Source organism: Streptomyces sp. 1-11 (genome assembly GCF_007176755.1).
Taxonomy (GTDB): domain Bacteria; phylum Actinomycetota; class Actinomycetes; order Streptomycetales; family Streptomycetaceae; genus Streptomyces.
Window position 1 is genome coordinate 288,710 of the sequence record NZ_BJTV01000001.1, and the last position, 26,278, is coordinate 314,987.

Consider the following 26,278-nt stretch of genomic DNA (forward strand, 5'->3'; position numbering starts at 1 on the left):
AGCCCTCAGCTCTCCGTGTCCTCGGCGGAATCGCCGTCCGGTGTCGCGGCCTGCGCGAGGAGTTCCCGGAACGCCCCCGCGACCACTTCCGGGTACTCCATCATCGCCACGTGCCCTGCCTCCGGCAGCGACAGCAGACGCGAGTCGCGGAAGGAGCGGGCCGCCTTGCGGGCCATGCGGAAGCCGACGAGCTGGTCGCGGCCGCCGTAGATCAGCAGGGTCGGGGCGAGGACGCGCTCGGCCTGGCGCCACAGCCCGTGCTGACCGCCCAGGGTGTAGGCGTTGACGATACCGCGCGCGGAGCGTGCCATCGCGTCCCAGAAATAGGGCAGTTGCAGCCGCCGCTCCAGTTCCTCGACGGCGTGCCCGAACGCCTCGCCGGACACGCGCCCCGGGTCGCCGTAGCAGAGCGCCATGACCCCGCGCACCCGCTGCTCGGGCGTCCACTCCCGGGTGAGCCGGGTGAACAGCGCGGCGATGCCGGGGACGCCCAGCAGCCCCGTCGGCACCGCGGTCCGCTGGATCCGCAGCTCGGGCAGGGCGGGCGACACCAGGGTGAGCGTCCGGACGAGATCCGGCCGTACGGCGGCCACGCGCGTGGCGACCGCGCCGCCGAGTGAGTTGCCGAAGAGGTGCACCGGGCCGCGGCCTGCGGCGTCGAGACAGCGGATGACCGCGCGCGCGTGCCCGGTGATGGAGTAGTCGCCGTCGTCCGGGGGCGGGGAGTCGCCGAAGCCGGGCAGGTCGACCGCCTCGCCGTCCACGTCGCCGTCCAGCTCGGCCATCAGCGCCGACCAGTTCTGCGAGGAACCGCCGAGCCCGTGAACGAAGAACGCGGGCGGCAGCCCCGCACGCGCGGGCGGCCGCGAACGCACCGAAAGGGTGACCCCCGGGAGCCCCACCGACCTCAGCCGCTCGCCCTCGCCGACCCGGACGGGCGCGACCCTGGGCAGGACACTTGCGGCCGGAACGGACGGCGACTCGGTCGAAGACATGCGCCAATGTTACGAGACGATCACATCGCGGCTCATGTGTTCGCCGTCACAGGCGAGGGCCTGCCATGACGGAGACAGGACCGGGCACCCGGCGCGGACCGGACGGGACGACGCCCCGTCCGTAAGCCGCACGACCAGGGGGGCGACGGGCGTCCATGGCATGGCACCGCGATGAGGTGTCTCCTAGGCTCTGTCACAGGGCACCCGAAAGTGGCCCCTGCTGGATCCAGGGACGTTCGTAGGAAGGGAGCCCACCATGACCCACGACTCCATCGAGGACCCCATCGAGCCCGACACGATCGAGGACCGGGAGGACGACAGCGCCCCCGAGATCGACGTGGAGGCCCCCGAGGGGGACGCCGCCGAGCAGCACGCGGACGTCGCCCCGGAGCGCGACGAACCGCTCACGGACGTGGACCCGGCCCGCGGCAACGAGGCCGATCTCGTCGAGCAGAGGCGCGTCGTCTCGCTCGACGAGGACGACTATCGCTGACCCCGCCGCCGTCCCACGGGGTCCGTCCGGCCGCGCCAGGGGGGCGCCGACCGCTTTCATCGCCGTCCGGTACGTGAAATTCTGCGCTCGCACCGCGCACAGCACGGTTACCGAAAAGTACGATGGCCGCGCGGCCTACACCGCACGTGGACGACTTTGGGAGGCGGCGTGACAGCCATCGAGCAAACTGAGGCAGCACGCCCGCGTGGCACGCGTCTGCCACGCCGAGCCCGACGGAACCAGCTGCTGGGCGCCGCCCAGGAGGTCTTCGTCGCGCAGGGATACCACGCCGCGGCGATGGACGACATCGCCGAGCGGGCCGGCGTCAGCAAGCCGGTGCTCTACCAGCACTTCCCCGGCAAGCTGGACCTCTACCTCGCGCTGCTGGACCAGCACTGCGAGGCGCTGATCCAGTCGGTGCGCAGCGCGCTGGCCTCGACGACGGACAACAAGCAGCGCGTCCGCGCCACCATGGACGCCTACTTCGCCTACGTCGAGGACGACGGCGGCGCCTTCCGCCTGGTCTTCGAGTCCGACCTGACGAACGAGCCCGCGGTGCGCGAGCGCGTCGACAAGGTCACCAACGAATGCGCCGAGGCCATCTGCGACGTCATCGCCGAGGACACCGGCCTCTCGCGCGCGGAGTCGATGCTGCTCGCCTCCGGCCTGGGCGGGCTGGCCCAGGTGGTGGCGCGTTCCTGGCTGCACAGCGACCGCACCGTGCCGCGCGACCAGGCGGTGCAACTGCTGACCTCGCTTGCGTGGCGGGGCATCGCCGGCTTCCCGCTGCACGGCATCGACCACCACTGACGCTCATACGTTCCCCCGCGGTGTTCGCTGATGGCGTTCCGGCCGGCAGCGTGTACGTCCCCTCACCGGGCTAATGTGTGCTGGTACGGCGCGGAAGATCGCGCACAGCACTGACCGTCGGAGGGACATAGCCGTGGAGGTCAAGATCGGCGTGCAGCACGCGCCCCGCGAGATCGTTCTGGAGAGCGGTCAGAGCGTCGCCGAGGTCGAGCGCCTGGTGTCCGAGGCCCTGGCCGGCAAGACGCCGCTGCTCAGCCTCGAGGATGAGAAGGGCCGCAAGGTCCTGGTGCCGGCGGACCGCCTGGCGTACGTGGAGATCGGCGAGCCGACCGTCCGCAAGGTCGGTTTCGGCACGCTGTAGGTCCCGTTCGACGGAAGGGGCCCGGCGGCATCGCGCCGCCGGGCCCCTTCCGTCTTTCGGCGCCCGAGCCTCCGGTGTCCGCACCGTCTTTCGGCGCCCGAGCCTCCGGTGTCCGCGCCGTCTCCGGGTGCGTGGCACCCGCACACAGTTGGAGCACAAGTCGTTCACGGGGGAGGGTTGTACTCCGCAGGTCACGGGTAGGACGGGCTACGACCGTGAAGCACCGGCCGGCCGTGGGAGGGACCCAAGACATGATCCTGGAAGCACTCGGATCCGCGATGGTCGGCCTGCTCCTCGCCTGGGCGGCGACACAGCGCCTGGCGCACCGTCTGCCCGCCCCGCCCCTGGTCTTCGCGACGGGCGTCGCCGGCGCCCTGTTCGGTGACTTCGTCACCCACAGCGCGCTCGGTCCCGGCACGGCCCTGCTGAGCCTGCTGGGCGCCGCGGTGGTCTCGGCGGCCTCCCTGTCGCTGCTGCTCCGCCCGGCCGGCCGCCGGCTGCGCCGACGATCGATCCCGGCGTAACGGACGACGCCGTCCGGGGGCGCGCGCCGCGCCCCCGGACGCCGGGGATCAGGCCGCGAGGCCCAGTGCGGCCATCCGCTTGGTGTGCGCCTCGGTGATGCGGGAGAACATCCGGCCCACCTCGGCGAGGTCGAAGCCGTCGGCCACGCCGCCCACGAGCATCGTGGACAGCGCGTCCCGGTCGGCGACCACCCGCTGCGACTGCGACAGCGCCTCACCCATCAGCCGCCGGGCCCACAGCGCCAGCCGGCCGCCCACGCGCGGATCGGCGTCGATCGCCGCGCGCACCTTCTCCACCGCGAAACCCGCGTGCCCGGTGTCGTCGAGGACGGCCAGGACCAGCTCGCGCGTGTCGGAGTCCAGACGGGCCGCGACCTCCCGGTAGAAGTCACTGGCGATCGAGTCGCCGACGTACGCCTTGACCAGGCCCTCCAGCCAGTCGGAGGGCGCGGTCTGCCGGTGGAAGCCGTCCAGGGCGGCGACGAACGGCTCCATCGCGGCGGTCGGCTCCTGGCCGATCTCGGTCAGCCGGTCGCGCAGCCGCTCGAAGTGAAGGAACTCGGCCGAGGCCATCTTCGCCAGCTCCGCCTTGTCCGAGAGCGTCGGCGCCAGCTTGGCGTCCTCCGCGAGCCGCTCGAACGCCGCGAGCTCGCCGTACGCGAGCGCTCCGAGCAGGTCCACGACCGCGGCGCGGTACTGCGGGTCGGCTGCGGCCCGGGCCCAGTCCTGGGCGGCGACGCCGGTGCGTCCGGCATCGGCGGCGGGCGCGTTCTCAGGCTTGTCAGAGCTAGTCATGAGGCGCACAATAGTCCGCTCGACCCGCCCCGGAAGTCCCCGGCCGAGCAGTGTGACCACGACTACGTGAGCAAAGCGGCCATCGCATGTGCGCGAATCCGGGGTATGGTGGTAATGCGCCTGGCTGAGTGCGTCGACGGTGTTCGACGTGTCCCGACAGGCCGCACGCATGAGGATGCCCGGTCGGTGGCCCGATCGGCTCCGACCCGACAGCCCTCCCCGGCCGTACGGCACATACGTACGACGACCGGAGGGACACCCTCAGCGGTACGAGCGCTAGAGCGTCGGCAGAGGTCCCGTGCTTTACGGCTGGCCCCGAGTGGTTCGCCCGTATGGCAGCCGACGTCCCCGGCACGGTCCGTCAAGACCCCCGCGCTCGCCTCGCGCCGCGCCACACAGAAGAGGCAGCACCCTGACTACGACGTTTCGAGACCTCGGAATCCTTCCCGAGACGGCCGAGGCCCTGGAGGCCGTCGGCATCGTCACCCCCTTCCCCATCCAGGAGATGACGCTTCCCGTCGCCCTCTCCGGCACGGACGTCATCGGCCAGGCCAAGACCGGCACCGGCAAGACGCTGGGCTTCGGCCTGCCGCTCCTCGAGCGCGTGACGGTCCCCGCCGACGTGGAGGCCGGCCGCGCCGCCCCCGAGGCCCTGACCGAGGCCCCGCAGGCACTGGTCGTCGTCCCGACGCGCGAGCTGTGCCAGCAGGTCACCAACGACCTCCTGACCGCGGGCAAGGTGCGCAACGTGCGCGTCACCGCGATCTACGGCGGCCGGGCGTACGAGCCCCAGGTCGAGGCCCTGAAGAAGGGCGTCGACGTGGTCGTCGGCACCCCGGGCCGGCTGCTCGACCTCGCGGGCCAGAAGAAGCTGGACCTGAAGCACGTCAAGTGCCTGGTCCTCGACGAGGCCGACGAGATGCTCGACCTGGGCTTCCTGCCCGACGTCGAGCGGATCATCGACATGCTCCCGGTGAAGCGCCAGACGATGCTGTTCTCGGCGACCATGCCGGGCGCGGTCATCGGCCTCGCGCGCCGCTACATGTCGCGGCCCACGCACATCCGCGCCACCGCGCCGGACGACGAGGGCGCCACGGTCGCGAACATCAAGCAGTTCGTCTACCGCGCGCACTCGATGGACAAGCCGGAGATGGTCGCCCGCATCCTGCAGGCCGAGGGCCGCGGACTCGCGATGATCTTCTGCCGCACCAAGCGCACCGCCGCCGACATCGCCGAGCAGCTCGAACGGCGCGGCTTCGCCTCCGGCGCGGTCCACGGCGACCTCGGCCAGGGCGCGCGCGAGCAGGCCCTGCGCGCCTTCCGCAACGGCAAGGTCGACGTCCTCGTCTGCACCGACGTCGCCGCGCGCGGCATCGACGTCGAGGGCGTGACCCACGTCATCAACTACCAGTCCCCCGAGGACGAGAAGACGTACCTGCACCGCGTGGGCCGCACCGGCCGCGCGGGCGCCAAGGGCACGGCGATCACGTTCGTCGACTGGGACGACATCCCGCGCTGGCAGCTCATCAACAAGGCGCTGGAGCTGGGCTTCAACGACCCGGCGGAGACGTACTCCAGCTCCCCGCACCTGTTCTCCGACCTCGGCATCCCCGAGGGCACCAAGGGCATACTGCCGCGTTCGGAGCGGACCCGCGCCGGGCTGGACGCGGAGGAGCTGGAGGACCTGGGCGAGACCGGCGGCCGCGGAGCGCGCGGCCGTGCCCGGGGCGGCCGTGGTGGCCGGCCCGAGTCCGGCGCCGCCCCGGCTGCCGAGCGTGAGCGCCCGGCCCGCACCCCGCGCCGCCGTCGCCGTACCCGCGGCGGATCCCCGCTGGACGGCACCGCCGCTCCCGCGCCGGCGACCGGGTCCGACAGCGCCGCCGAGGAGCCCTCGGCGACCCGCACCCCGCGCCGCCGTCGCCGCACCCGCGGCGGAGCCGCGGCCGAGCCGGTGACGACCGCAGCGCAGGCGACCGTCGAGACGGCCGCCGCCGAGACGGCCGCCGTGCGTTCGGTGGACACGGCGGAGGGCCCGGCCGTCCTGGACGTCCAGGAGAAGCCGCGCCGCCGCCGTACGCGCAAGCCTGCCCAGGCCGCCGAGGCCCCCGTGGCCGAGGCCCCCGTGGCCGAGGCGCCCGTGGCCGTGGCCGAGCCGGCGCCCGTGACGGCAGCGTCCGAGGCCGTGGTCGAGGCCGCCGAGCCGAAGCCGCGCCGCCGGACCCGCAAGACGGCCGAACCGGCCGCCGAGGCCGCCGTGGACACCGCGGAAGCCGCCGAGGTGAAGCCGCGCCGGACCCGCAAGAAGGCAGCCGCCGCCCCGGAGACCGTCGAGGCCCCCGAGGCCGAGGCCGAGGCCAAGCCGCGTCGCACCCGCAAGACCGCCGCTGCCGCCGAGGCCGCCGTGGACACCGCGGAAGCCGCCGAGGTGAAGCCGCGCCGGACCCGCAAGAAGGCAGCCGCCGCCCCGGAGACCGTCGAGGCCCCCGAGGCCGAGGCCGAGGCCAAGCCGCGTCGCACCCGCAAGACCGCCGCTGCCGCCGAGGCCGCCGCGGACGGGGCCGAGGTGGCCGCGCCCAAGGCACGCCGGACCCGTAAGGCCGTCGCCGAGGCGGCGGTCCCGGAGATCCCGGCGCAGGCCACCGAGGACCCGGAGGCCAAGCCGCGCCGCCGGACCACCCGCAAGGCGACGGCGCCCGCCGCCGAGGCGGCTCCGAAGGCCCGCCGTACCCGTAAGGCGGCGGCGTCCGTGGAGACGACCGAAGCCTGATCCGTACGCCGGCACACCAGCCGGACGACGGCACGGCACCAACCCGACGGCCCGGCCCACCTTCCGTGGGCCGGGCCGTCGGCGTTCCCGCCCCGCCCGCGTCCCGTGCACGGTCCGTCACCCGCCGCACCGCCACGCCGGATAACCTCTCCCCATGAGCAGGCCTGCCACCTTCGTCCCGCCCGCCGGTGCCCGTACGTACCGCCTGCGCACCACGCGCGGGGAGTTCGCCGTGGTGGACGCGCCCGTCGCCGACGGGGTCGAGCCCAGGGGCGTCGCGCTGCTGCTGCCGGGGTTCACCGGCAGCAAGGAGGACTTCAACCCGCTTCACGTGCCGCTGGCCCGGCGCGGGTACCGGACCGTGGCCGTGGACGGGCGCGGGCAGTTCGAGTCGGACGGGCCCGAGCACGACGAGGACGCCTACGCGCAGCAGGAGTTGGCCCGGGACGTGCTCGCACAGGCGGCGGCGCTCGGCACGGCGCCGGTGCATCTGCTGGGGCACTCGCTGGGCGGTCAGGTCTCGCGCGCGGCCGTGCTGCTGGACCCCTCCCCCTTCGCCTCGCTCACCCTGATGGCCTCGGGGCCGGCGCAGATCTCGGCTTCCCAGCAGGAGCGCGTGAAGCTGCTGCGGGACGCGCTCGCGGTGATGACGATGGCCGAGGTGTGGGACGCGATGCAGGCCATGGAGGCGCCCGAGGAGACCGCCACCGGCGGGCCGGCCGACGGCCTCGGCAACCGGGCCGACCTGCGGCGCCGCTGGCTGGGCAACAAGCCCGCCCAACTCATCGCCACCGGGCGGCAGTTGTGCACCGAGCCGGACCGGGTCGCCGAACTCGCCGCCGTGGGGCTGCCGTTCCACGTGCTGTCCGGGGAACTGGACGACACCTGGCCGCTGCCGCTGCTCGACGGCATGGCGCGACGGCTGGGAGCCCGGCGGACGGTCGTGGCGGATGCCGAGCACTCCCCCAACACCGACCAGCCGCTCGCCACGGCCCGGGCGCTCGCCGACTTCTGGGACGCCCACCCCGCGCCCGCCGGCTGAGCACCCGCCCCACGCCCGCCAGGCCTCCTCAGTACTGCGTCCGCAGGTGCTCCCAGAAGCCGTCCCGCAGGGCGCGGCGCAGGTCGGCCTGGCCGCGCAGGGAGTACTGGAGCATGCCCTCGGCCTCGACCAGCAGGTCCTGGTCGACGGAGCCGGGCAGGTAGGGGTGTCCGGGGAGCAGCTCGACCAGCGCCTCGCGGCCGCGGGCGGAGAGCCACTTGGCCGCGATCTGGGCGCCGACGAAGCGGACGTCCTCACGGGCGGGCCGGGTCCCGGCGGTGGGCTCGAAGGCGGCGGCCGTGCGGCGGGAGACGTAGGGCTTGAAGAACTCCAGGTCGAGGGTGCGCTGGCTGTCGACCTCCCAGAGCAGCGGCTCGGCCTGGTTGCGGCCCTCGGGTGCCTCGATGCCCCACAGGTGGACCCGGGCGCCGTAGCCCTGGGCCGCCTCCACCGCCGACACCAGGTCCTCGTCGCCGCCGAGCAGGGCCGCGTCGCTGATGGCGCGGTGCCGGGCCAGTGACTCCAGGTCGCTGCGGATGAGTGAGTCGACGCCCTTCTGCTGGTTGTTGGCGTTGAGGTTGCCGAGGCGGACCTTGACGTCGGGCAGTTCGGCGATGGTCTGCTGCTCGGCGGTGTGGATGCGGCGGCGGGCGCCGTCGTACCAGTAGACGCGCAGCAGCCGGCTGTCGGCGAAGATCGTGCGGGCCCGGTCGATGAGGGCGTCGATCAGGCCCTCGGCGTCCAGGTCGAAGGCACGCCGGTCCTCCGTCCCGGCGACGAGCCGGCCCGCGGCCGCGTAGAGGTATCCCGCGTCGACGAAGATCGCGTGGGTCGAGGGCGTCTTCGCCACCTCGGCGAGCATGCGCTGCAGCAGCTCGTTGGTGTGGTCGATGCGGGCGGCGAGGGCCGCCAGGTCGTCGTTCATCACGTCCATTGTCCCGGCGATCACGCTGCGAACACAACCGCTCTCGGTCAGTCCCACGGACGCTGCTTACCGGTCAGTAATTAGACGTTCGAAAAATTTATTTAGCGTAGGGAATGTTTGTAACACGCAGCTCGTTGGATACCTACGACAGCACGTCACACCAGTAGTTCTCCGCAGGAGGATGACCAGACGAAGGGAGAAGCCCATGCGCTTCGAAATCATGCGACTCGACGAGGTCGACGGCACCACCGTGGACAGCACCGTCGTGGACGCCGCCTCCGTCAACCGGATCGTTCAGCAGGCCGCCGCCGTAGGACAGCGCCTGTGGATCCGCCCGGCCGAGAGCCCGGCCTCGTAACACCCGGCGCTCACTCAAGCTTTCCGGGGGAGCCGAGGCCCGCTTCTCAGCTCCCCCGGATCACCTGAGTGACCCCGTTGATGATCTGCTGCACCGCGATCGCGGAGAGCATCATGCCCGCGAGCCGCGTCACCAGGACCACACCGCCGTCCTTGATGACCCGGATGATCAGCAGCGAGTAACGCATCACCAGCCACAGCACGACGTGTATCGCGAGGATCGCGGCCCACACCGACACCTGCGTGGCCACGCTACCGGCCTTCTGCACGGCGAGGATGACGGACACGATGGCGCCGGGCCCCGCCAGCAGCGGCATGCCCAGCGGCACCAGGGCGACGTTCACGTCCTTGGTCTGCTTCGGCTCGTCGGTCTTGCCGGTGAGCAGGTCCAGCGCGATCAGCAGGAGCAGCAGACCGCCCGCGATCATCAGCGCGGGGACGGAGACGTGCAGGTAGTCGAGGATCTGGTGGCCCAGGACGCCGAAGGTGGCGATGACCCCGCCGGCCACGCACACGGCCTGGAAGGCCATGCGCTTCTGCACCTTGGCCGGACGGCCGGCGGTCAGGGCGAGGAAGATCGGGGTGATCCCCGGGGGATCCATGATGACGAAAAGGGTCAGGAACAGGGAGCCGAAGACGGCGAGGTCGAACATGGTGGTGCTACAGGCCTTGCTGAAGTGAGGAGTATGGGGGGATCGGGCCAGGCGGGCAGGCCGCCTCAGGCTCCGCCGGTCCCCGGCACCGGGAACGCGCCGGTGGCCCGCCGGGTGATCTCGCCGTAGACCTCGGGGTCCGTCGTGTACGCGCCCAGCGAGACGGTCTTGCGGCTGCCGTGGTAGTCCGAGGACCCCGTGACCAGCAGCCCCAGCTCACCGGCGAGGCCGCGCAGCCGGGCCCGCGCGTCGGCGTCGTGGTCCATGTGGTCGACCTCGATGCCGTCCAGTCCCGCCGCCGCCATCTCGGCGATCACCGGCTCGGGCACCGTACGGCCGCGCTTGACGGCGGCCGGGTGCGCGAACACGGTCACCCCGCCCGCACCCTTGACCAGCCGGATCGCCTCGAAGGGGTCGGTCTCGTGCTTCTCCACGAAGGCGCGGCCGCCGTCGGCGAGCCACTCCTCGGTGAACGCGTCATCGACGGTGGGCACGACGCCCAGCTCGACCAGCGCGGTGGCGACGTGCGGCCGCCCCACGGAACCGCCGGCGGCGATCCGCTCCACCTGCTCCCACGTGACCGGCACGCCCAGCTCGGCGAGCTTGGCGACCATGGCCCGGGCGCGCGGCACCCGGTCGTCCCGGACCAGCTCGCGCTCGGCGAGCAGAGCGGGCTCCTCGGGGTCGAAGAGGTAGGCCAGCATGTGCATGGAGACGCCGTCGACCCGGCAGGACAGCTCGGCGCCGGTGACCAGCGTCAGGCCCTCGGGCAGTGCGGCGATCGCCTCGGCGTACCCGCGGGTGGTGTCGTGGTCGGTCAGCGCGACGACGTCCAGACCGGCCGCGGCGGCGCCCAGCACCAGTTCGGCCGGGGTGTCCGTGCCGTCGGAGGCCGTGGAGTGACAGTGCAGGTCGATGCGCACGGCTGCTCCAGGCGGTGACGGGACGGAAGGGGACACCCAAGGATAGCGGCCGGGACAGGGTGCCCTGTCACACCCGCACCCCGAGGGCGCCCCCTACAGGCCGGGCACTCAGGGTTTCAGCAGCCTCGGCGACAGCGCGCCGCACGGCACCAGGTCTATCTCGGCGCCCGCGTCCCGCAGGTCCGCCAGCACCAGCTCGTCGTACATCAGCAGGCCGGACTGCTCGGGCCACACCACCGCCCACAGCCACAGCCCGAGCGCCTCGCCGGCGAAGACCGCGCGGTCGTCGGGACCGCCGGAGACATGCCAGAGCGGGGTGGGACGGCCGGCGGCCAGCACCTTGGCCTGGGGCGGCTTCTCGACGTCCATGTAAGGGCCCGGGTCCGGGCCCGCGAGGCCGGCGTACCGCGCGCCGAGACCGACGCCGAGCTCCTCGGCGACGAGGATCAGCTCGCCCACGCCGCCCAGCGGGCCTGGACCGGTGCACGCCACGGCGGTGGCACGGCCGCCGCTGCGGTCGTCCCCGGCGTAGGCCACGCCCGTGAAGAGCCATCCGACCGGCAGCGGCCACGGCATCCACACCGGGACCTGCGTGCGGTGCACGACGACGTTGAGCGCCTCGACGCTGGGCGGGATCACGGGCTGCAGCGGATACACCGTCCCGTGTGCTTCGCACTGCCAGGAATCGGCGAAGAGGCCGGGAGCCCTGACCCGGCCACCACACTTCGGGCAACTGGGTTCGCCCCTCATAGGGCTCCACGGTCCTACCCCGACCGGCCCGCGTCAAGGACGATCACCCGTCCGGGCGGAAGCCGCACGGCCCGTCCCACCAGGCAAAACTAGATGCATCTTGCATTAATTAGCCGAGCTAACTTACTATGTGCATAAGCCAACTATCTCCGACCGGGACGGGAGAAGCACATGGACTCCTTCGACGCGGGTGCCGGCGGCATCCTGCGACAGCCCAAGGCGGTGTGGGCCACGGCCGGCGCCTCCGTCGTCGCCTTCATGGGCATCGGCCTGGTCGACCCGATCCTGCCGTCCATCGCGCAGGGCCTGCACGCCACACCCAGCCAGGTGTCCCTGCTCTTCACCTCCTACTTCCTGATCACCGCGGTGGCGATGCTGCTGACCGGTTTCGTCTCCAGCCGCATCGGCGGCCGCAAGACCCTGCTGCTCGGCCTCGCGTTCGTGATCGTCTTCGCGGCCCTGGCCGGCACCTCCGGCTCGGTCGGCCAGCTCGTCGGCTTCCGGGCGGGCTGGGGCCTCGGCAACGCGCTGTTCGTCTCCACCGCCCTCGCGGTGATCGTCGGCGCGGCGGCCGGGGGCAGCGCGGCGGCGATTTTGCTCTACGAGTCCGCCCTCGGCCTCGGCATGGCGTGCGGCCCGCTGCTCGGCGCGCTGCTCGGCAACATCAGCTGGCGCTACCCCTTCTTCGGCACGGCCACGCTGATGGCGATCGGCTTCCTGTGCATCACGGCGTTCCTGAAGGAGCAGCCGAAGCCCGCCCGGAAGACCTCGATACTGGACCCGATCAAGGCGCTCGGTCACGGCGGCCTGGCCTCGGCGGCGGTCTCGGCGTTCTTCTACAACTACACGTTCTTCACGGTGCTGGCCTTCACGCCGTTCGTGCTGGACATGACCCCGTACCGCTCCGGCGCGGTGTTCTTCGCCTGGGGCCTGCTGCTCGCGGTCTTCTCGGTGATCGTGGCCCCGCGCATGCAGGCGCGGTTCGGTTCGCTGAAGGTGCTCGGCGGCTCGCTGCTGCTGCTCGCGGCGGACGTGCTGGTGCTCGGCTACGGCGACCACACCACGGCCGTCGTCTGCACGATCCTGTCCGGCGCCTTCATCGGCGTGAACAACACCGTCTACACCGAACTGGCCCTCGGCGTGTCGGACGCGCCGCGCCCGGTGGCGAGCGCGGGCTACAACTTCGTCCGCTGGTTCGCGGCCGCCGCCGCGCCCTACTTCGCGCCGAAGATCGAGGAGTGGACCGACATCCACATCCCGTTCGTGGTCGCGGCGGTCACCGCCGTGCTCGGCGCGGCCGTGGTCCTGGTACGGCGCCGGGCCCTCACCCACGAGGCGGAGGAGCTGGAGCCCCGGCACGCCTCCGAGGACGGCGTCGGCGTCTTCGCCAACTGACCGTTTGTCAAAGGGCCTTGGTGAGCTTGCTCACTCGGGTGCGGCATCCAGCGGGACGGACCTGCGGGCGGGATCCCGCAGGTCCGTCCCGCTCGCCAGCCAGCGCTCCTGGAGGGCCTGCGCGCCGTGGACCCGTTTCCAGGCGGCCTCGTTGGGGGTCATCGGCAGCAGCGGCAGGAACCGCACCGGCTCCATCGGGTCGTCCAGCGCCAGGTCCTCGACGAGTCCGCCCGGCTCGCCCACCAGGACGGAGCTGAACGGGGCGCCGGGCCAGAGCGGTCCGCCGACGTCCAGGGACGCGCCCGGAGCCACCACCACACCCTCCACCTGCGGGGACGCGGCGAGCACGGCGAGCGGGCGGAGCACCTTGTCGGTGTCGGCGAGGGCTGCGCGCACCGACAGCACCAGCTCGGCGCGCGGACCCTTGACGGGGTCGGCGAGCATCGCCGTGGGGTCGGTCATGGGGTGGGCGGACATGCCGAGCGTGGCGTAGCGGACCACATCCCCCTCGTGGAACCGGAGCACCTCGATGCGGTCCGTACCGAGGAAGGTGACCGCGGCGCGCGCGTCCGGTTCGCCCAGCGCGGTGTTCAACCGTGCCTCGACCAGAGGAAGAACATCAACCATGCGGTGAGCATAGAACTCGTCAGCACCGGGCAAAGCTGCACCTTGACACCACGGGCTGCTGCTACGCTGAGCCGGTGGTTCGGGGCAGCACGCAGAAGCGTCGCTATCGAGTCCCGACGCTGAGACTCCCTTACGAGGGACCGGCCGGAGGAGGTGGGGCTGTCATGGATCGAAGTCGACCGTGCAGTACCACTCGCTCTTCCGGCTGCTGATCAATTCCCGGCTGGCCGCCGCCTTCCCTTTCGCGTCGTCGTTCGGAAGAGCACTTCGTCTCGCCTTGCCTGATCTGTCTGACCTGACCTGAATCAGTTCTGCGTCAGCAGCGAAGACGCCACCGCGACGGTGCGGTGCTCCCCGCTTTGTGGACGTGCCAAACATCCTTCCCCGCCCGAACGCCGGGAAGACTCCGCAGGACGTCCCCATTCCGGGTAGTTCCACCCGTCGAAGCGCGCTTTCGCTGCCCGCCCGCGAAGGAGCCTGCCCATGTCGATGATCCGCGACCTGCGCGCCGTGGTCCGCCCGTCGTCCCGCGTCTCGCCGCGCAAGGAGCAGAGCGCCCCGTACGACACCACGCGTGACCCCGCGACGCCCTCGGCCGTCGTCGACTGCGCCGTCTACCGCGACGGCGCCCGGGTGCGCAGCGCGGAGCCGCTGAGCCCGCAGGAGGCGATGCGGCTGGTGCGCCGCGACGGCGGGTTCGTGTGGATCGGGCTGCACGAGCCGACGGAGCCGGAATTCGCCGGTATCGCACGGGAGTTCGGGCTGCACCCGCTGGCCGTGGAGGACGCGGTGCAGGCCCACCAGCGGCCCAAGCTGGAGCGGTACGACGACTCGCTGTTCACCGTCTTCAAGACCATCCACTACGTCGAGCACGACCGGCTCACCGCGACCAGCGAGGTGGTGGAGACCGGCGAGGTCATGTGCTTCACCGGCCGGGACTTCTTCATCACCGTCCGGCACGGCGGCCAGGGCTCGCTGCGGGCGCTGCGGCACCGGCTGCAGGACGACCCCGAGCTGCTCGCCAAGGGCCCCTCGGCCGTGCTGCACGCGATCGCGGACCACGTGGTGGACGGCTACATCGCGGTGGCCGACGCGGTGCAGGTCGACATCGACGAGGTGGAGACCGAGGTCTTCTCGCCGGGCCGCCGGGGCGGGGTCTCGCGCGGTGTGGACTCGGCGCGGATCTACCAGCTCAAGCGTGAGGTGCTGGAGTTCAAGCGGGCGGTGGCCCCGCTGCTGCGGCCCATGCAGCTGCTGAGCGAGCGGCCGATGCGGCTGGTCGACCCCGACATCCAGAAGTACTTCCGGGACGTCGCCGACCACCTCGCCCGGGTCCAGGAGCAGGTGCTGGGCTTCGACGAACTGCTCAACTCCATCCTCCAGGCCAACCTGGCGCAGGCGTCCGTCGCGCAGAACGAGGACATGCGCAAGATCACCGCCTGGGCCGCGATCATCGCCGTGCCGACGATGGTGTGCGGGGTGTACGGGATGAACTTCAAGTACATGCCGGAGCTGCACTGGCGGTACGGCTACCCGGTGATCATGGGCGTCACGGTCGCCCTGTGCCTGGGCATCCACCGCACCCTGAAGCGCAACGGCTGGCTGTGACCGGCCCTGGTTAGGCTGGGCGCATGACAAGCGAGCTGCTCGACCAGGCCCTCGTCGAGGAGGCCACCAAGAAGTCCGGCCTCATCTGGGTCAAGGGCGCCGGGGCCCCGGCGGCGCGCGCGCTGTGGCACGTGTGGCACGAGGGCGCGGTGTGCCTGGTGGGCGACGGACCCGGGGAGCAGCCGCTGACCGGCCTCGCCGACGGCGGCTCGGCCGAGGTGAGCGTGCGCAGCAAGGACAAGGGGGGCCGGCTGGTGACCTGGCGGGCCACCGTGTCGGAGCTGGGCGCCGGCTCGCCGGAGTGGGAGGCCGCGGTGGCCGAGCTGAAGGGCAAGCGGCTGAACGCCCCCGACGGCGAGGAGATGCCCGCGCGCTGGGCCCGGGAGTGCAGGGTGCTGCGCCTGGTGCCGGACGGGTCCCCGCTTCCGTTGCCCTCCGGGAGCCTGGCGGAGCGTCCGGTGCCGTCCCCGGCGACGACCCGCCGGCCGGCCCCGGCGGGCCTGCACCGCCTGCTGGCCGGGCGCCGGAAGAAACGCTAGCGCCGGGGCGTGCGGGGCTACGACGTCGGCAGCTGCCTGCCGTAGTCGACCGTCTCGCCCTTGGCGGGCCGGGTCACGGTGAAGTCCTTGCCCCAGTCGGAGAAGGCCAGCGTGCCCGCGGAACCGGCGCGCACCAGGCGCAGCGGGTACGGCTTGCCGTCCAGGGAGACGTCCAGGGTGCCGCCGTCGCCGCCGTCGCCGGTGACGCGGATGGTGGGGGTACCCGCTGTCTCGTGGTGGCCGTCGGTCGCCAGCGAGCCGTGCAGGGTCAGCAGACCGTCGAGGAGGACGTCCTTGTCCGTGAAACCGCTGAACTTCTTGTACGCGGGGTCTCCTTGGGGCACCTTCACGTACTTGCCGTCGAGCTTGCCCGCCGCGGACTCGTCGCCGCCGTTCCAGAACCGCGCGTCGGCCTTCAGGTACAGCTGGGTGCCGATCCGCAGCAACCCGAAGGTGGCGCCTCGGGAGGTGACCGAGCCGGTGCCGCCGTCGTCCTTCAGCCGCATGTCCAGCCGGTACGTCCGGCCGCTGGTGACCACGGTCCCGGACAGCCGCACGGCGTGGGCCGCCTCCGCGGCGGCCCGGGTCTTCGCCTGGATCTCGCCGGCGGGCAGCTTGCCGACCCCGTTGGTCCCGGCGTCCGGATCGTCGCTGCACCCCGTCAGCACCGTCGCCGCCGTCACGGCCAGCGCGCATGTCGCGGTCACCAGCGCGGCCCGGCGAACACGGCCCAGGGGCATCGCAGTCACAGGAAGGGCTGCCTTTCTGACGGGTGCTGAGCGGCGTACGGCAGCGTACCGGGGGCCCGCCCGCCCGGCGGAGCCGGACCGTCCGGACCGCCCACCAGGGCGTCTGCGATCGGTACGGGCTAGCCTGAAGCGCACGCGAGCGGGCAGAGAACAGCAATCCCACGCAAGGCGAGCAAAGGAAGCACAGTCATGGCAGCCGGCGCCCCCCGGATCTTCGTCTCGCACCTCGCCGGGGTCCCCGTCTTCGATCCGAACGGCGACCAGGTGGGGCGCGTACGCGACCTGGTGGTCATGCTGCGCGTCGGGCGACGGCCCCCGCGCGTCCTCGGGCTGGTCGTCGAGCTGTCCACCCGGCGCCGCATCTTCCTGCCCATGACCCGGGTGACCGGCATCGAGTCCGGACAGGTCATCACCACCGGCGTGCTCAACGTGCGCCGTTTCGAGCAGCGGCCCACCGAGCGGCTGGTCTTCGGCGAACTGCTGGACCGGCGGGTGAAGCTGGTGGAGAGCGACGAGGAGGTCACCGTCCTCGACCTGTCCGTGCAGCAGCTCCCCGCCCGCCGGGACTGGGAGATCGACCGCGTCTTCGTGCGCAGGGGGCGCAGGGGCGGCGCCTTCCGCCGGGCCAAGGGCGAGACGCTGACCGTCGAGTGGTCGTCCGTCACCGGCTTCTCGCTCGAGGAGCACGGACAGGGCGCCGAGAACCTGCTCGCCACGTTCGAGCAGCTCCGCCCGGCCGACCTCGCCAACGTGCTGCACCACCTGTCCGCCAAGCGCCGCGCCGAGGTCGCCGCGGCCCTGGACGACGACCGGCTGGCCGACGTCCTGGAGGAGCTGCCGGAGGACGACCAGATCGAGATCCTCGGCAAGCTGGCCGAGGAGCGCGCGGCCGACGTCCTGGAGGCCATGGACCCGGACGACGCGGCCGACCTGCTGGCCGAACTGCCGGAGGCGGACAAGGAGCGGCTGCTGAGCCTGATGAAGCCCGCCGACGCGGCCGACATGCGGCGCCTGATGTCCTACGAGGAGCACACCGCGGGCGGTCTGATGACCACCGAGCCGATCGTGCTGCGCCCGGACGCCACCGTCGCCGACGCGCTCGCCCGGGTCCGCAACCAGGACCTCTCCCCCGCGCTCGCCGCCCAGGTCTACGTCTGCCGCCCGCCCGACGAGACCCCGACCGGCAAGTACCTGGGCACGGTCCACTTCCAGCGGCTGCTGCGCGACCCCCCGTACAGCCTGGTCAGCTCGCTGCTCGACGACGACCTGCAGCCCCTGGAGCCGGACGCCGCACTGCCGGTCGTCGCCGGCTTCTTCGCGACGTACGACATGGTGGCCGCCCCCGTGGTGGACGAGTCCGGCGCGCTGCTCGGCGCGGTGACCGTGGACGACGTCCTGGACCACATGCTGCCCGACGACTGGCGGGAGACGGAGTTCCACCTGGACGAGGGAGAGGAGGCGGCCACTCATGGTTCCTGAGCGCGACACCGCGACCCGCGAGCGCAACCCGGCGGGCGCCACGGCCGCCCCCCGGCCCCGCACCCCCCGGCTGGACCAGCCGCGCCCGCCGAGGCGCCGGATCCTGCCCGAGTGGGACCCGGAGGCGTTCGGCCGGCTGTCGGAGCGGATCGCCCGGTTCCTCGGCACGGGCCGGTTCATCGTCTGGATGACGGTCGTCATCATCCTGTGGGTGCTGTGGAACGTGGCCGCGCCGGCGGGGCTGCGCTTCGACCAGTACCCGTTCATCTTCCTGACCCTGATGCTGTCCCTGCAGGCCTCCTACGCGGCCCCGCTGATCCTGCTGGCGCAGAACAGGCAGGACGACCGCGACCGGGTCAACCTGGAGCAGGACCGCAAGCAGAACGAGCGGTCCATCGCCGACACCGAGTACCTGACCAGGGAGGTCGCCGCGCTGCGCACCGGCCTCGGCGAGGTGGCCACCCGCGACTGGATCCGCTCGGAGCTGCAGGACCTGGTGAAGGAGCTGGAGGAGCGGCGGCGCCACGACGGGCACGTCGTATTCCCGGCAGAGCGGGCGGAACGGTCGCCCGGACGTGACGCAGACGACCGCTGAGGGGCTACCCGCGGGCCCCTCGAAGCGCCGTACCATCGTCTCTATGGCTACGGAAGACGCGGTGCGCGAGGCACTGGCGACGGTGAACGACCCTGAGATCAACCGGCCCATCACCGAGCTGGGGATGGTCAAGTCGGTGGAGATCGGGGAGGACGGCGCGGTCGCGGTCACCGTGTACCTGACGGTCTCCGGCTGCCCGATGCGCGAGACGATCACCCAGCGGGTGACCGAGGCGGTCTCCCGGGTCGAGGGCGTCACCGGCGTCACCGTCTCGCTGGACGTGATGAGCGACGAGCAGCGCAAGGAGCTGGCGAACGCGCTGCGCGGCGGCCAGGCCGAGCGCGAGGTCCCCTTCGCCAAGCCGGGCAGCCTCACCCGGGTCTACGCGGTCGCCTCCGGCAAGGGCGGCGTCGGCAAGTCCTCCGTGACGGTCAACCTGGCCGCGGCGATGGCGGCCGACGGCCTGAAGGTCGGTGTCGTGGACGCCGACATCTACGGCCACAGCGTGCCGCGCATGCTGGGCGCGGACGGCCGTCCGACCCAGGTCGAGAACATGATCATGCCGCCGTCCGCGAACGGTGTGAAGGTCATCTCCATCGGCATGTTCACCCCGGGCAACGCGCCGGTCGTCTGGCGCGGCCCGATGCTGCACCGCGCGCTCCAGCAGTTCCTCGCGGACGTGTACTGGGGCGACCTCGACGTCCTGCTGCTCGACCTGCCGCCCGGCACCGGTGACATCGCGATCTCGGTCGCGCAGCTCGTCCCGAACGCCGAGATCCTGGTCGTGACGACGCCTCAGCAGGCGGCGGCCGAGGTCGCCGAGCGGGCCGGCTCCATCGCCGTGCAGACCCACCAGAAGATCGTCGGCGTGGTCGAGAACATGTCCGGCCTGCCCTGCCCGCACTGCGGCGAGATGGTCGACGTCTTCGGCACCGGCGGCGGCCAGGCGGTCGCGGACGGCCTCACCCGCACCACGGGCGCGTCGGTCCCGGTGCTCGGCAGCATCCCGATCGACGTCCGGCTGCGCGAGGGCGGCGACGAGGGCAAGCCGGTGGTCCTGAGCGACCCGGACTCCCCGGCGGGTTCGGCCCTGCGGGCCATCGCGGGGAAGCTGGGCGGCCGTCAGCGCGGCCTGTCGGGCCTGTCGCTGGGGCTGACCCCGAAGAACAAGTTCTGAGCCCGCTCGCGGCCGTCCGGCCCGGGACGAAGGGGCGCCGAGCGGTACCGGCGCCCCTTTCGTGTGCCCGCGGGTCCGTCAGGCGTACGCGGCGACGTCCTTGACGACCGAGAAGCCCAGTCCGTACGCACTCATCCCCCGCCCGTAGGCGCCGACGTGCACGCCGGAGCCGGTGGTGCCGGCCAGCACCCAGCCGAACTCGGACTCCCGGTAGTAGAAGGGCATGGGCGCCCCGTCCACCGGCAGGGAGAGGCTGGACCACTCCGGTCCCTCCAGGTCGTCGGCCAGGGCCCAGGCGGTCTCGGTCTGCTGGTCCAGCCAGTCGTCGCGCAGGGTGTGGTCCATCTGCCCGGGCCAGGTGAAGGACAGCAGTCCCACGCCCGCCAGCCAGGCCGCCGAGGAGACCGACGTCGCCTCCAGCAGACCCGTGCCGTCGGCGCTCCGCCGGGAGGGGTTGGCGGCGACGGTGACGACCACCGCGAACTTCTCCCTCGGCTCGTCCGTGGCCGCGGCCACGTGCTCGTTGCGCACGGAGGGCTCGTCACCGTGCCCGATGGAACCGTGCTCGACGGCGCCGTCGGCCGCCGCGCCGACCTGCATCAGCCAGCGCGGCCCCGTGAAGGCCTCGTCGAGGCCGTACCAGGGGAAGGGCGCCCGCAGGTACCCGTCGATGATGCGCGGGGCGGAGGGGAGCTGTCTTCCGCCCTCCGCGGCCGGCGGCTGCGCGCCCACCCGACTCGTCGTCTCCATCTGCCCGGACGCCTCCTTGCTCTCGTCGGACCGGGGTGGCCCGCCCCCCTTCGGGCGTACTCGTCCGGACCGCACAACAACTCGGCAGCATATCCACACCGGTGAGGGCGGCACGGAAACCGCCCGGCGCGTGGGTCGCGCGTGCGGCCGAGCGGGGACTTGTACGACGTGAGCGGGTTGTGAGGTGCGTCACTGACGCCCGTTCGGGCTCAGGTGGCGTCGGCGTCGAAGGACGGACGGGCGTCCCTGGCGGGGTCCTCGGGCTTCTTGGTCATGTCGATGCGACCGCCGGACGAGGAGGACGACGAGGCAGACGAGGACGACGCCTGGCCGTCGCGGCTGTTGACCGCGTCCGTGACCTCGGCCATCTCCTTCTTCAGGTCGAACCCGTTGCGGATCTCCTTCAGCCCCAGGTCCTCGTTGTTCATCTGCTTGCGGATGAACGTCTTGGGGTTGAGGTCCTCGAACTCGAAGTCCTTGAACTCCGGGCCCAGCTCGCTGCGGATGTCCTGCTTGGCGCTCTCCGAGAACTCGCGGATCTTCCGGATCGTCCGCGTCACGTCCTGGATGACCTTGGGGAGCTTGTCCGGACCGAACACGAGCACGGCGAGAACAATGATGGTCACCAGCTCGAGTGGTCCTATGTCATTGAACACCTGACGCTCCTTGCGATCCTCGGTCGCTCAACGGTACCCGGCCCACCTGTCGGGCGGGTACCGCCCGGTGGTGAGAGTTCCGTCAGTTGCGCCCGGACGGGGTGGAAGGAGCGGCCGAGGGCGTGTCGGTGACCGGAGCCGACAGCGCGTCCGGGCCGTTCGGCCCGGGCGTGACCTCCAGGCCGGGCGCGGCCGGCCAGGTGGTCAGGGGCAGGGGGGTGATGTCGCCCAGCGGGCGTATCAGCGGCGAGACCGCGGCCGCGCCGGCCATCACCGGCGCGGTCAGGTCGCGCATGACGTCCTGGACCTGCCCGGGCGGGGGCGGCTGGGCTCCGGGCAGCAGGGGGGCCGACAGGGACGTCGGCGCCGCCGGGTCCGGGCCGGGCAGGGTGCCGCCCTGGGCGAGCAGCGGGCCCACCGGACGGCGGCGCTGCGCGTCCGGCGTCACCGCGCCCGGGGCCGTGCCCGCGCCGGCGCCCGCCGAGCGGGCCGGGACCACGTTGCCCGTGCCGGCGCCGCCGCGGGCGTCCGCGGCGAGGCCGCCGGGGATGGCGGTGGTGACGCCGCCGAGGGCGACCGCGGCCAGCGACACCGCCCCGGCGGCGGCGGCCGCGAACCGCAGTCCGCGCGAGGCGGGGCGGTCGGCGTCCGGGCGGCCGACGGGGTGTATGCGGAAGCCGCGCTCCCCGGGTGCGGGGGCCATGGCGTGGACGGGAGCGGCGGGTACGTAGCCGAACTCGAAGCGCTCCTCGCGGCTCACCCCGAAGACGCCGGACTCGGCGCCTCGCCCGAGGAAGCCTCCCCCGGGCGCCGGCGTGCCGCCGCCGTCCAGGTCACCTCCCCCGGGAAGGCCCTGGAGACGGGCCAGGAAGCTCTCGGAGGGGGGCGGCGGGGCCGCCTCGGCGAACACGTTCTTCAGCCGGCGCTGGGCGTCCGCCTCCGCCTTGCACCGGGCGCAGGTGGCCAGGTGGGCGAGGACGCGCTCGCGCGACTCATGACCGAGCTCCCCGTCCACCAGGGCGGAGAGCCGGTCTCCCAGGTGCTGCTCGGCGAGGTGCGGCCGAGCGGGTTTCGGACGGGATCCGTTCACGCGGTCGCGCCCCCTCCCCCCAGAGCGGGGACACGGGCCACGAAGGAGCGCCGTCCGGCCTTGCGGGCCTCGGGCGACCGGTGGGCGAGGGCCTTGCGGAGCTGGGAGCGGCCGCGGTGGATGCGGGAGCGGACCGTGCCGAGCTTCACGCCGAGGGTCGCGGCGATCTCCTCGTACGACAGTCCCTCGATGTCGCACAGCACGACGGCGGCGCGGAACTCGGGCGCGAGGGTGTCCAGCGCCTGCTGCACGTCGGCGTCGAAGTGGGCGTCGTTGAAGACCTGCTGGGGGGTCGGCTCCTTGCTGGGCAGGCGCTCGGCCGCGTCCTCGCCGAGGGCGTCGAAGCGGATGCGCTGCTTGCGCCGGACCATGTCCAGGAACAGGTTGGTGGTGATGCGGTGCAGCCAGCCCTCGAAGGTGCCCGGCGAGTACGTCGAGAGGGAACGGAAGACGCGGACGAACACCTCCTGGGTGAGGTCCTCGGCGTCGTGCTGGTTGCCCGTGAGGCGGTAGGCCAGGCGGTAGACGCGGCCGCTGTGCGTGCTGACGATCTCCTCCCAGGTGGGCGGAGTCCACGCCTGCCCGTCCGCGTCGGTGGTGAAGGTCGCGGTCTGGGCGTCGCCGGCGGCGAAGCCGGCGGTCCGGCTGTGGTCAGCGGCAGTGTCGGTCACGGATTTCGGCTTCCCCGCCGACCCGAGAAGACGCTTCAGCATCCCTCGTCGGTCAACAGGCGCAGCCGCACCTCCCCTGTCAGCTCTGGTGGTGTCCAGTGGAGCCCCTACCATAGCCACCTCGCCCGTTAGGACCGGATAAGCGGTTTTACGAGAAATTGATCTGGGCTGATACGGCTCATACGCCTGCGTCAGCATGTGCTCGGTGTCCCGGTCCACCCCTCGCCCCCCGTCGCGTCCAGGCCCTTCGTCTCAACCCTGTAAACGCGCGGTCCCATCTGCGGGTTCCCGGCGCCAACGGATACAGTCACGCCCAGGCACCCACGGGGACAGGAGAGGGTCATTACCGGCAACCGGCAGACGAGCTGGGCGTTCGCCGACGCCTTTGTCGCCGAGGACGAAGCGCTGCTGTGGGCCCGCGACCGGGCCCGCGAGGCGGGGCTGCGCTCGGTGTCGCCCGGCACGGGCGCCGCGCTCCGCCTGCTCGCCGCCTCCGTGGACGCGAAGGCGGTCGCGGAGATCGGCACCGGCTGCGGGGTGTCGGGGATCCACCTGCTGCACGGCATGCGCCCCGACGGGGTGCTCACCACCGTCGATCCGGAGCCGGAGCACCAGCAGTTCGCCCGGCAGGCCTTCCGCGGCTGCGGCTTCGCCAGCAACCGGGCCCGCTTCATCCCGGGCCGCGCGCTCGACGTGCTGCCCCGCCTCGCGGACGCCGGCTACGACCTCGTCTTCTGCGACGGGGACCGGCAGGAGTACTCCGACTACCTAGCTGAATCGTTGCGTCTGCTGCGGCCGGGCGGGCTGGTGGTCTTCGAGGGCGTCTTCGCCAACGGCCGCACCGTCGACTCCGGGCCGCAGCCCTCGGAGGTGCTGCGGCTGCGCGAGCTGCTGCGCACGGTGCGGGAGAGCCAGGAGCTGGTGACGTCGCTGCTGCCGGTGGGCGACGGGCTGCTGTGCGCCGTCAAGCGGTGAGCCCGGTGCGCCGGGGGCCGGGACACACGTCCGCCCCGGCACCGCATACGATGCCGGGGCGGACGGAAGGACTGGATCGCCGGCTCGTCAGACGACGACCTTCTTGAGGGCGTCGCCGAGGGCCTCGGCCTCGTCAGGGGTCAGCTCGACGACGAGCCGACCGCCGCCTTCGAGCGGAACGCGCATGACGATGCCCCGCCCCTCCTTGGTCACCTCGAGCGGGCCATCACCCGTCCGCGGCTTCATGGCCGCCATGCTCGTTCCCCTTCCTGAAACCAGGCTCATCGTCTGCCGAAGCCCCACGAAGGGCACCCCGCGGTCCTGGTACGGGACACGCGACACCGGCATCGAACACATTGCTTCCAAGCCATTATCCCGCATCTCAGGACCCGATGACCAACATCAGTAGGCATCGCTTGAGCAACGCGCGCGAGCAAAACCACCCAATTCGGCGATGTGGCTGCGATACTTCGCCACCGCACGGACACATCGCGTGCGGCTCCGCTCCGTTTTTGTTTGACGCAGGTCACACCTGCGCTCCGGTCCCCGGGCGGCGATCTCCGCCATGCTGTCCTTCGGACCGTGGCGTACCGAGCGGTACGTCACCACTTCTCACCGGAGGGGATGCCCCATGGCCGACACCGTTCTCTACGAGGTGACCGAGGGACTCGCGACGATCACGCTGAACCGCCCCGAGGCGATGAACGCGCTGAACATCGCGGCCAAGGTCGCCCTCCGGGAGGCGGCGGAGTCCGCGGCCGGGGACGGCGCCGTGCGGGCGATCCTGCTGACGGCGGCCGGGGACCGGGCGTTCTGCGTGGGCCAGGACCTCAAGGAGCACATCGGGCTGCTGGCGTCGGACCGCGAGACCGGGGCGGGGCAGACGATGACCACGGTCCGGGAGCACTACAACCCGATCGTGCGGGCGCTGGCCGGAGCGGCGAAGCCGGTGGTGGCCGCGGTGAACGGCGTCGCCGCCGGCGCCGGATTCGGCTTCGCGCTGGCCGCCGACTACCGGGTGGTCGCCGACACGGCGGCCTTCAACACCTCGTTCGCGGGCGTCGCGCTCACCGCCGACTCCGGCATCTCCTGGACGCTGCCCCGGGTGGTCGGCCCGTCCCGTGCCGCCGACCTGCTGCTCTTCCCGCGCAACATCAGCGCCCAGGACGCCCTGGAGCTGGGCATCGCCAACCGGGTCGTGGCCGCCGCCGAGCTGCGGGCCGAGGCGGAGAAGGTGGCCCGGGCCCTGGCCGAGGGCCCGACGGTGGCCTACTCGGCGATCAAGGAGGCGGTGGCCTACGGCCTGACCCACTCCCTCGCCGAGACCCTGGAGAAGGAGGACGAGCTGCAGACCCGCGCGGGCGGCTCCGAGGACCACGCGATCGCGGTGCGGGCCTTCGTGGACAAGGAGAAGCCCAAGTACCTGGGCCGCTGACCGCAGGGGCGGTCCGGCGGACCCCGCCGCGCTCCCGGGCCGCGGCACGCCCCGCCCACCGCGCCGACGGGGCTACGGAGCCGGGAGCCGGCCCGCTCCGCCGGACACGCCCCGTACCCCGGGGGCGGTGCGGCTGACGCACCCCTCCAGGTGGTCGTCGACCAGTCCGCAGGCCTGCATCAGCGCGTACGCCGTCGTGGGGCCGACGAACCGCAGGCCCCGCTTCTTCAGCGCCTTGGACAGGGCCGTGGACTCCGGCGTGACGGCGGCGACGTCGGCCAGGGTCCGCGGCACCGGGCGGCCCGCGGGCTCGGGGGCGTGCGACCAGATCAGCTCGTCCAGCTCGCCCTCGGCCCAGCCGGCGAGCACGCGCGCGTTGGCGAGGGTGGCGTCGACCTTGGCGCGGTTGCGGATGATGCCGGGGTCGGCCAGTAGCCGCTCGCGGTCCTCCTCGGTGAACGCGGCGACCTTCTCGATGCGGAAGCCGGCGAACGCGGCGCGGAAGCCCGGGCGGCGGCGCAGGATCGTGATCCAGGACAGGCCCGACTGGAAGGCCTCCAGGCTGATCCGCTCGAAGAGGGCGTCGTCGCCGTGGACCGGGCGGCCCCACTCCTCGTCGTGGTACGCCACGTAGTCCTCGGCGGACAGGGCCCACGGGCAGCGTGCCCTGCCGTCGGACCCGGCGACGGCGGCTCCGGTGCTCATCGCTGCTCCTCCTGGCCCGGCTTGTCCAGCCGGGCGTGCGCGGCGGCGCGGGCGCCGGCCAGCGCGGACTCCAGGTCGGCGATCCGGGCGTCCCGCTCGGCGAGTTCGGCGGCGAGCCGGCCGAGGGCGTCGTCCACGTCGGACATGCGGTAGCCGCGCGGCGCGAGCGGGAAGCGCAGGTTCTCCACGTCCTGGCCGGCGACCGGACGGTCCGGGGGCAGGGGGTCCCGCAGCCGCTCCGGGGCGGCCTCCGGCAACGGGCCGCGCTCACCGCCGCTGACCACGGCGAGTGTCACCGCGGCCACCACGACGGCCAGGGCGACGACCAGGAACAAGAACATCACCATCGCCGAAGGTCCCCACGCTCGATACCGGACGCTGTGCCGGAAGACGAAACTGTCAGGCTCCGATCGTGCCATGCGGATCCGGCGG

30 protein-coding genes are annotated in these 26,278 nt (G+C 72.5%); 15 read left to right on the plus strand and 15 right to left on the minus strand.

Annotation, left to right across the window (positions count from 1 at the left end):
* Positions 1 to 5 precede the first annotated feature (5 nt).
* The gene (locus TNCT1_RS01255; protein ID WP_143627214.1) at positions 6 to 995 is read right to left on the minus strand and encodes an alpha/beta fold hydrolase; all 990 of its coding nucleotides are present in this window, start codon (positions 993 to 995) and stop codon (positions 6 to 8) included.
* 256 nt (positions 996 to 1,251) lie between these two features.
* Here TNCT1_RS01255 and TNCT1_RS01260 point away from each other — a divergent pair, with 256 nt between their 5' ends.
* The 4 genes from TNCT1_RS01260 to TNCT1_RS01280 all read left to right on the plus strand — a co-directional run bounded on the left by TNCT1_RS01260 (position 1,252) and on the right by TNCT1_RS01280 (position 3,183).
* Positions 1,252 to 1,488, plus strand: coding sequence for a hypothetical protein (locus tag TNCT1_RS01260; protein WP_143627216.1), 237 nt, complete (start codon positions 1,252 to 1,254; stop codon positions 1,486 to 1,488).
* Between the two features lie 168 nt (positions 1,489 to 1,656).
* Positions 1,657 to 2,298: a TetR/AcrR family transcriptional regulator gene (locus TNCT1_RS01270; RefSeq protein WP_143627218.1), complete on the plus strand. Its 642-nt coding sequence runs from the start codon at positions 1,657 to 1,659 to the stop codon at positions 2,296 to 2,298.
* Between the two features lie 133 nt (positions 2,299 to 2,431).
* The gene (locus TNCT1_RS01275; protein ID WP_143627220.1) at positions 2,432 to 2,659 is read left to right on the plus strand and encodes a DUF3107 domain-containing protein; all 228 of its coding nucleotides are present in this window, start codon (positions 2,432 to 2,434) and stop codon (positions 2,657 to 2,659) included.
* A gap of 251 nt (positions 2,660 to 2,910) precedes the next feature.
* Positions 2,911 to 3,183 carry a hypothetical protein gene (locus TNCT1_RS01280; RefSeq protein WP_143627222.1) on the plus strand — a complete coding sequence of 91 codons (273 nt, stop codon included), beginning with the start codon at positions 2,911 to 2,913 and terminating at the stop codon, positions 3,181 to 3,183.
* A 48-nt stretch (positions 3,184 to 3,231) separates the two neighbouring features.
* On the opposite strand, the gene TNCT1_RS01285 is transcribed toward TNCT1_RS01280, so the two are convergent.
* Positions 3,232 to 3,978: a ferritin-like fold-containing protein gene (locus TNCT1_RS01285; protein WP_373920449.1), complete on the minus strand. Its 747-nt coding sequence runs from the start codon at positions 3,976 to 3,978 to the stop codon at positions 3,232 to 3,234.
* 505 nt (positions 3,979 to 4,483) lie between these two features.
* Here TNCT1_RS01285 and TNCT1_RS01290 point away from each other — a divergent pair.
* Together TNCT1_RS01290 and TNCT1_RS01295 are read left to right on the plus strand one after the other, a co-directional pair.
* Entirely contained in the window at positions 4,484 to 6,745 is a 2,262-nt protein-coding gene (locus tag TNCT1_RS01290) for a DEAD/DEAH box helicase (RefSeq protein ID WP_235902251.1), read from the plus strand.
* A gap of 154 nt (positions 6,746 to 6,899) precedes the next feature.
* Positions 6,900 to 7,787, plus strand: a complete 888-nt coding sequence (locus TNCT1_RS01295) for an alpha/beta fold hydrolase (protein WP_143627228.1) — start codon at positions 6,900 to 6,902, stop codon at positions 7,785 to 7,787.
* Between the two features lie 28 nt (positions 7,788 to 7,815).
* On the opposite strand, the gene TNCT1_RS01300 is transcribed toward TNCT1_RS01295, so the two are convergent.
* Positions 7,816 to 8,721, minus strand: coding sequence for an NYN domain-containing protein (locus TNCT1_RS01300; protein ID WP_143628267.1), 906 nt, complete (start codon positions 8,719 to 8,721; stop codon positions 7,816 to 7,818).
* A gap of 196 nt (positions 8,722 to 8,917) precedes the next feature.
* Between TNCT1_RS01300 and TNCT1_RS35745 the strand changes: the two genes are divergently transcribed.
* A complete protein-coding gene (locus tag TNCT1_RS35745) occupies positions 8,918 to 9,070 on the plus strand; it encodes a hypothetical protein (RefSeq protein WP_174266095.1) in 153 nt (50 codons plus the stop codon).
* Between the two features lie 46 nt (positions 9,071 to 9,116).
* Here the strand turns inward: TNCT1_RS35745 and TNCT1_RS01305 are convergent, their stop codons facing one another.
* From TNCT1_RS01305 to TNCT1_RS01315, 3 genes are all read right to left on the minus strand, one after another.
* Positions 9,117 to 9,722: a MarC family protein gene (locus TNCT1_RS01305; protein WP_143627230.1), complete on the minus strand. Its 606-nt coding sequence runs from the start codon at positions 9,720 to 9,722 to the stop codon at positions 9,117 to 9,119.
* Positions 9,723 to 9,787: 65 nt separating this feature from the next.
* The gene (locus tag TNCT1_RS01310) at positions 9,788 to 10,645 is read right to left on the minus strand and encodes a PHP domain-containing protein (RefSeq protein WP_143627232.1); all 858 of its coding nucleotides are present in this window, start codon (positions 10,643 to 10,645) and stop codon (positions 9,788 to 9,790) included.
* Positions 10,646 to 10,753: 108 nt separating this feature from the next.
* The gene (locus TNCT1_RS01315) at positions 10,754 to 11,395 is read right to left on the minus strand and encodes a DUF6758 family protein (protein ID WP_143627234.1); all 642 of its coding nucleotides are present in this window, start codon (positions 11,393 to 11,395) and stop codon (positions 10,754 to 10,756) included.
* A 171-nt stretch (positions 11,396 to 11,566) separates the two neighbouring features.
* Here TNCT1_RS01315 and TNCT1_RS01320 point away from each other — a divergent pair, with 171 nt between their 5' ends.
* A complete protein-coding gene (locus TNCT1_RS01320; RefSeq protein ID WP_143627236.1) occupies positions 11,567 to 12,790 on the plus strand; it encodes an MFS transporter in 1,224 nt (407 codons plus the stop codon).
* A gap of 30 nt (positions 12,791 to 12,820) precedes the next feature.
* Here the strand turns inward: TNCT1_RS01320 and TNCT1_RS01325 are convergent, their stop codons facing one another.
* A complete protein-coding gene (locus TNCT1_RS01325; protein WP_143627238.1) occupies positions 12,821 to 13,417 on the minus strand; it encodes a suppressor of fused domain protein in 597 nt (198 codons plus the stop codon).
* 483 nt (positions 13,418 to 13,900) lie between these two features.
* Here TNCT1_RS01325 and TNCT1_RS01330 point away from each other — a divergent pair, with 483 nt between their 5' ends.
* A complete protein-coding gene (locus TNCT1_RS01330) occupies positions 13,901 to 15,025 on the plus strand; it encodes a magnesium and cobalt transport protein CorA (protein WP_143627240.1) in 1,125 nt (374 codons plus the stop codon).
* A gap of 23 nt (positions 15,026 to 15,048) precedes the next feature.
* On the plus strand, positions 15,049 to 15,564 hold the full coding sequence (locus TNCT1_RS01335; RefSeq protein WP_143627242.1) for a hypothetical protein: 516 nt from the start codon (positions 15,049 to 15,051) through the stop codon (positions 15,562 to 15,564).
* Positions 15,565 to 15,581: 17 nt separating this feature from the next.
* Here TNCT1_RS01335 and TNCT1_RS01340 read toward each other — a convergent pair whose 3' ends face one another.
* The gene (locus TNCT1_RS01340; RefSeq protein ID WP_174266096.1) at positions 15,582 to 16,313 is read right to left on the minus strand and encodes a hypothetical protein; all 732 of its coding nucleotides are present in this window, start codon (positions 16,311 to 16,313) and stop codon (positions 15,582 to 15,584) included.
* A 189-nt stretch (positions 16,314 to 16,502) separates the two neighbouring features.
* Between TNCT1_RS01340 and TNCT1_RS01345 the strand changes: the two genes are divergently transcribed.
* From TNCT1_RS01345 to TNCT1_RS01355, 3 genes are read left to right on the plus strand one after another with little or no spacing between them, the layout of a single operon-like run.
* Positions 16,503 to 17,792, plus strand: coding sequence for a magnesium transporter MgtE N-terminal domain-containing protein (locus TNCT1_RS01345; RefSeq protein WP_143627244.1), 1,290 nt, complete (start codon positions 16,503 to 16,505; stop codon positions 17,790 to 17,792).
* Positions 17,782 to 18,387, plus strand: a complete 606-nt coding sequence (locus TNCT1_RS01350; RefSeq protein WP_143627246.1) for a DUF1003 domain-containing protein — start codon at positions 17,782 to 17,784, stop codon at positions 18,385 to 18,387. The genes TNCT1_RS01345 and TNCT1_RS01350 overlap by 11 nt, the downstream gene beginning before the upstream one ends.
* A gap of 43 nt (positions 18,388 to 18,430) precedes the next feature.
* The gene (locus TNCT1_RS01355) at positions 18,431 to 19,564 is read left to right on the plus strand and encodes an Mrp/NBP35 family ATP-binding protein (RefSeq protein ID WP_143627248.1); all 1,134 of its coding nucleotides are present in this window, start codon (positions 18,431 to 18,433) and stop codon (positions 19,562 to 19,564) included.
* Between the two features lie 78 nt (positions 19,565 to 19,642).
* On the opposite strand, the gene TNCT1_RS01360 is transcribed toward TNCT1_RS01355, so the two are convergent.
* The 4 genes from TNCT1_RS01360 to sigE all read right to left on the minus strand — a co-directional run bounded on the left by TNCT1_RS01360 (position 19,643) and on the right by sigE (position 22,773).
* On the minus strand, positions 19,643 to 20,314 hold the full coding sequence (locus TNCT1_RS01360) for a hypothetical protein (RefSeq protein ID WP_174266097.1): 672 nt from the start codon (positions 20,312 to 20,314) through the stop codon (positions 19,643 to 19,645).
* Positions 20,315 to 20,523: 209 nt separating this feature from the next.
* Positions 20,524 to 20,970, minus strand: coding sequence for a sec-independent translocase (locus TNCT1_RS01365; protein WP_143627252.1), 447 nt, complete (start codon positions 20,968 to 20,970; stop codon positions 20,524 to 20,526).
* An 82-nt stretch (positions 20,971 to 21,052) separates the two neighbouring features.
* Positions 21,053 to 22,060 carry an anti-sigma factor gene (locus TNCT1_RS01370; RefSeq protein ID WP_143627254.1) on the minus strand — a complete coding sequence of 336 codons (1,008 nt, stop codon included), beginning with the start codon at positions 22,058 to 22,060 and terminating at the stop codon, positions 21,053 to 21,055.
* Positions 22,057 to 22,773 carry an RNA polymerase sigma factor SigE gene (gene sigE, locus TNCT1_RS01375; RefSeq protein ID WP_143627256.1) on the minus strand — a complete coding sequence of 239 codons (717 nt, stop codon included), beginning with the start codon at positions 22,771 to 22,773 and terminating at the stop codon, positions 22,057 to 22,059. The genes TNCT1_RS01370 and sigE overlap by 4 nt, the downstream gene beginning before the upstream one ends.
* Positions 22,774 to 23,007: 234 nt before the next feature.
* Between sigE and TNCT1_RS01380 the strand changes: the two genes are divergently transcribed.
* Positions 23,008 to 23,706 carry an O-methyltransferase gene (locus TNCT1_RS01380; protein ID WP_143627258.1) on the plus strand — a complete coding sequence of 233 codons (699 nt, stop codon included), beginning with the start codon at positions 23,008 to 23,010 and terminating at the stop codon, positions 23,704 to 23,706.
* Between the two features lie 87 nt (positions 23,707 to 23,793).
* Here the strand turns inward: TNCT1_RS01380 and TNCT1_RS01385 are convergent, their stop codons facing one another.
* Positions 23,794 to 23,961 carry a DUF3117 domain-containing protein gene (locus tag TNCT1_RS01385; protein WP_018544333.1) on the minus strand — a complete coding sequence of 56 codons (168 nt, stop codon included), beginning with the start codon at positions 23,959 to 23,961 and terminating at the stop codon, positions 23,794 to 23,796.
* 376 nt (positions 23,962 to 24,337) lie between these two features.
* On the opposite strand from TNCT1_RS01385, the gene TNCT1_RS01390 reads away from it, so the two are divergent.
* Positions 24,338 to 25,141: an enoyl-CoA hydratase/isomerase family protein gene (locus tag TNCT1_RS01390; RefSeq protein ID WP_143627260.1), complete on the plus strand. Its 804-nt coding sequence runs from the start codon at positions 24,338 to 24,340 to the stop codon at positions 25,139 to 25,141.
* A 72-nt stretch (positions 25,142 to 25,213) separates the two neighbouring features.
* On the opposite strand, the gene TNCT1_RS01395 is transcribed toward TNCT1_RS01390, so the two are convergent.
* Positions 25,214 to 25,846 carry a DNA-3-methyladenine glycosylase I gene (locus TNCT1_RS01395; RefSeq protein ID WP_143627262.1) on the minus strand — a complete coding sequence of 211 codons (633 nt, stop codon included), beginning with the start codon at positions 25,844 to 25,846 and terminating at the stop codon, positions 25,214 to 25,216.
* The gene (locus tag TNCT1_RS01400; protein WP_143627264.1) at positions 25,843 to 26,193 is read right to left on the minus strand and encodes a DivIVA domain-containing protein; all 351 of its coding nucleotides are present in this window, start codon (positions 26,191 to 26,193) and stop codon (positions 25,843 to 25,845) included. Before TNCT1_RS01400 ends, TNCT1_RS01395 begins: the two co-directional genes overlap by 4 nt.
* Positions 26,194 to 26,278 lie beyond the last annotated feature (85 nt).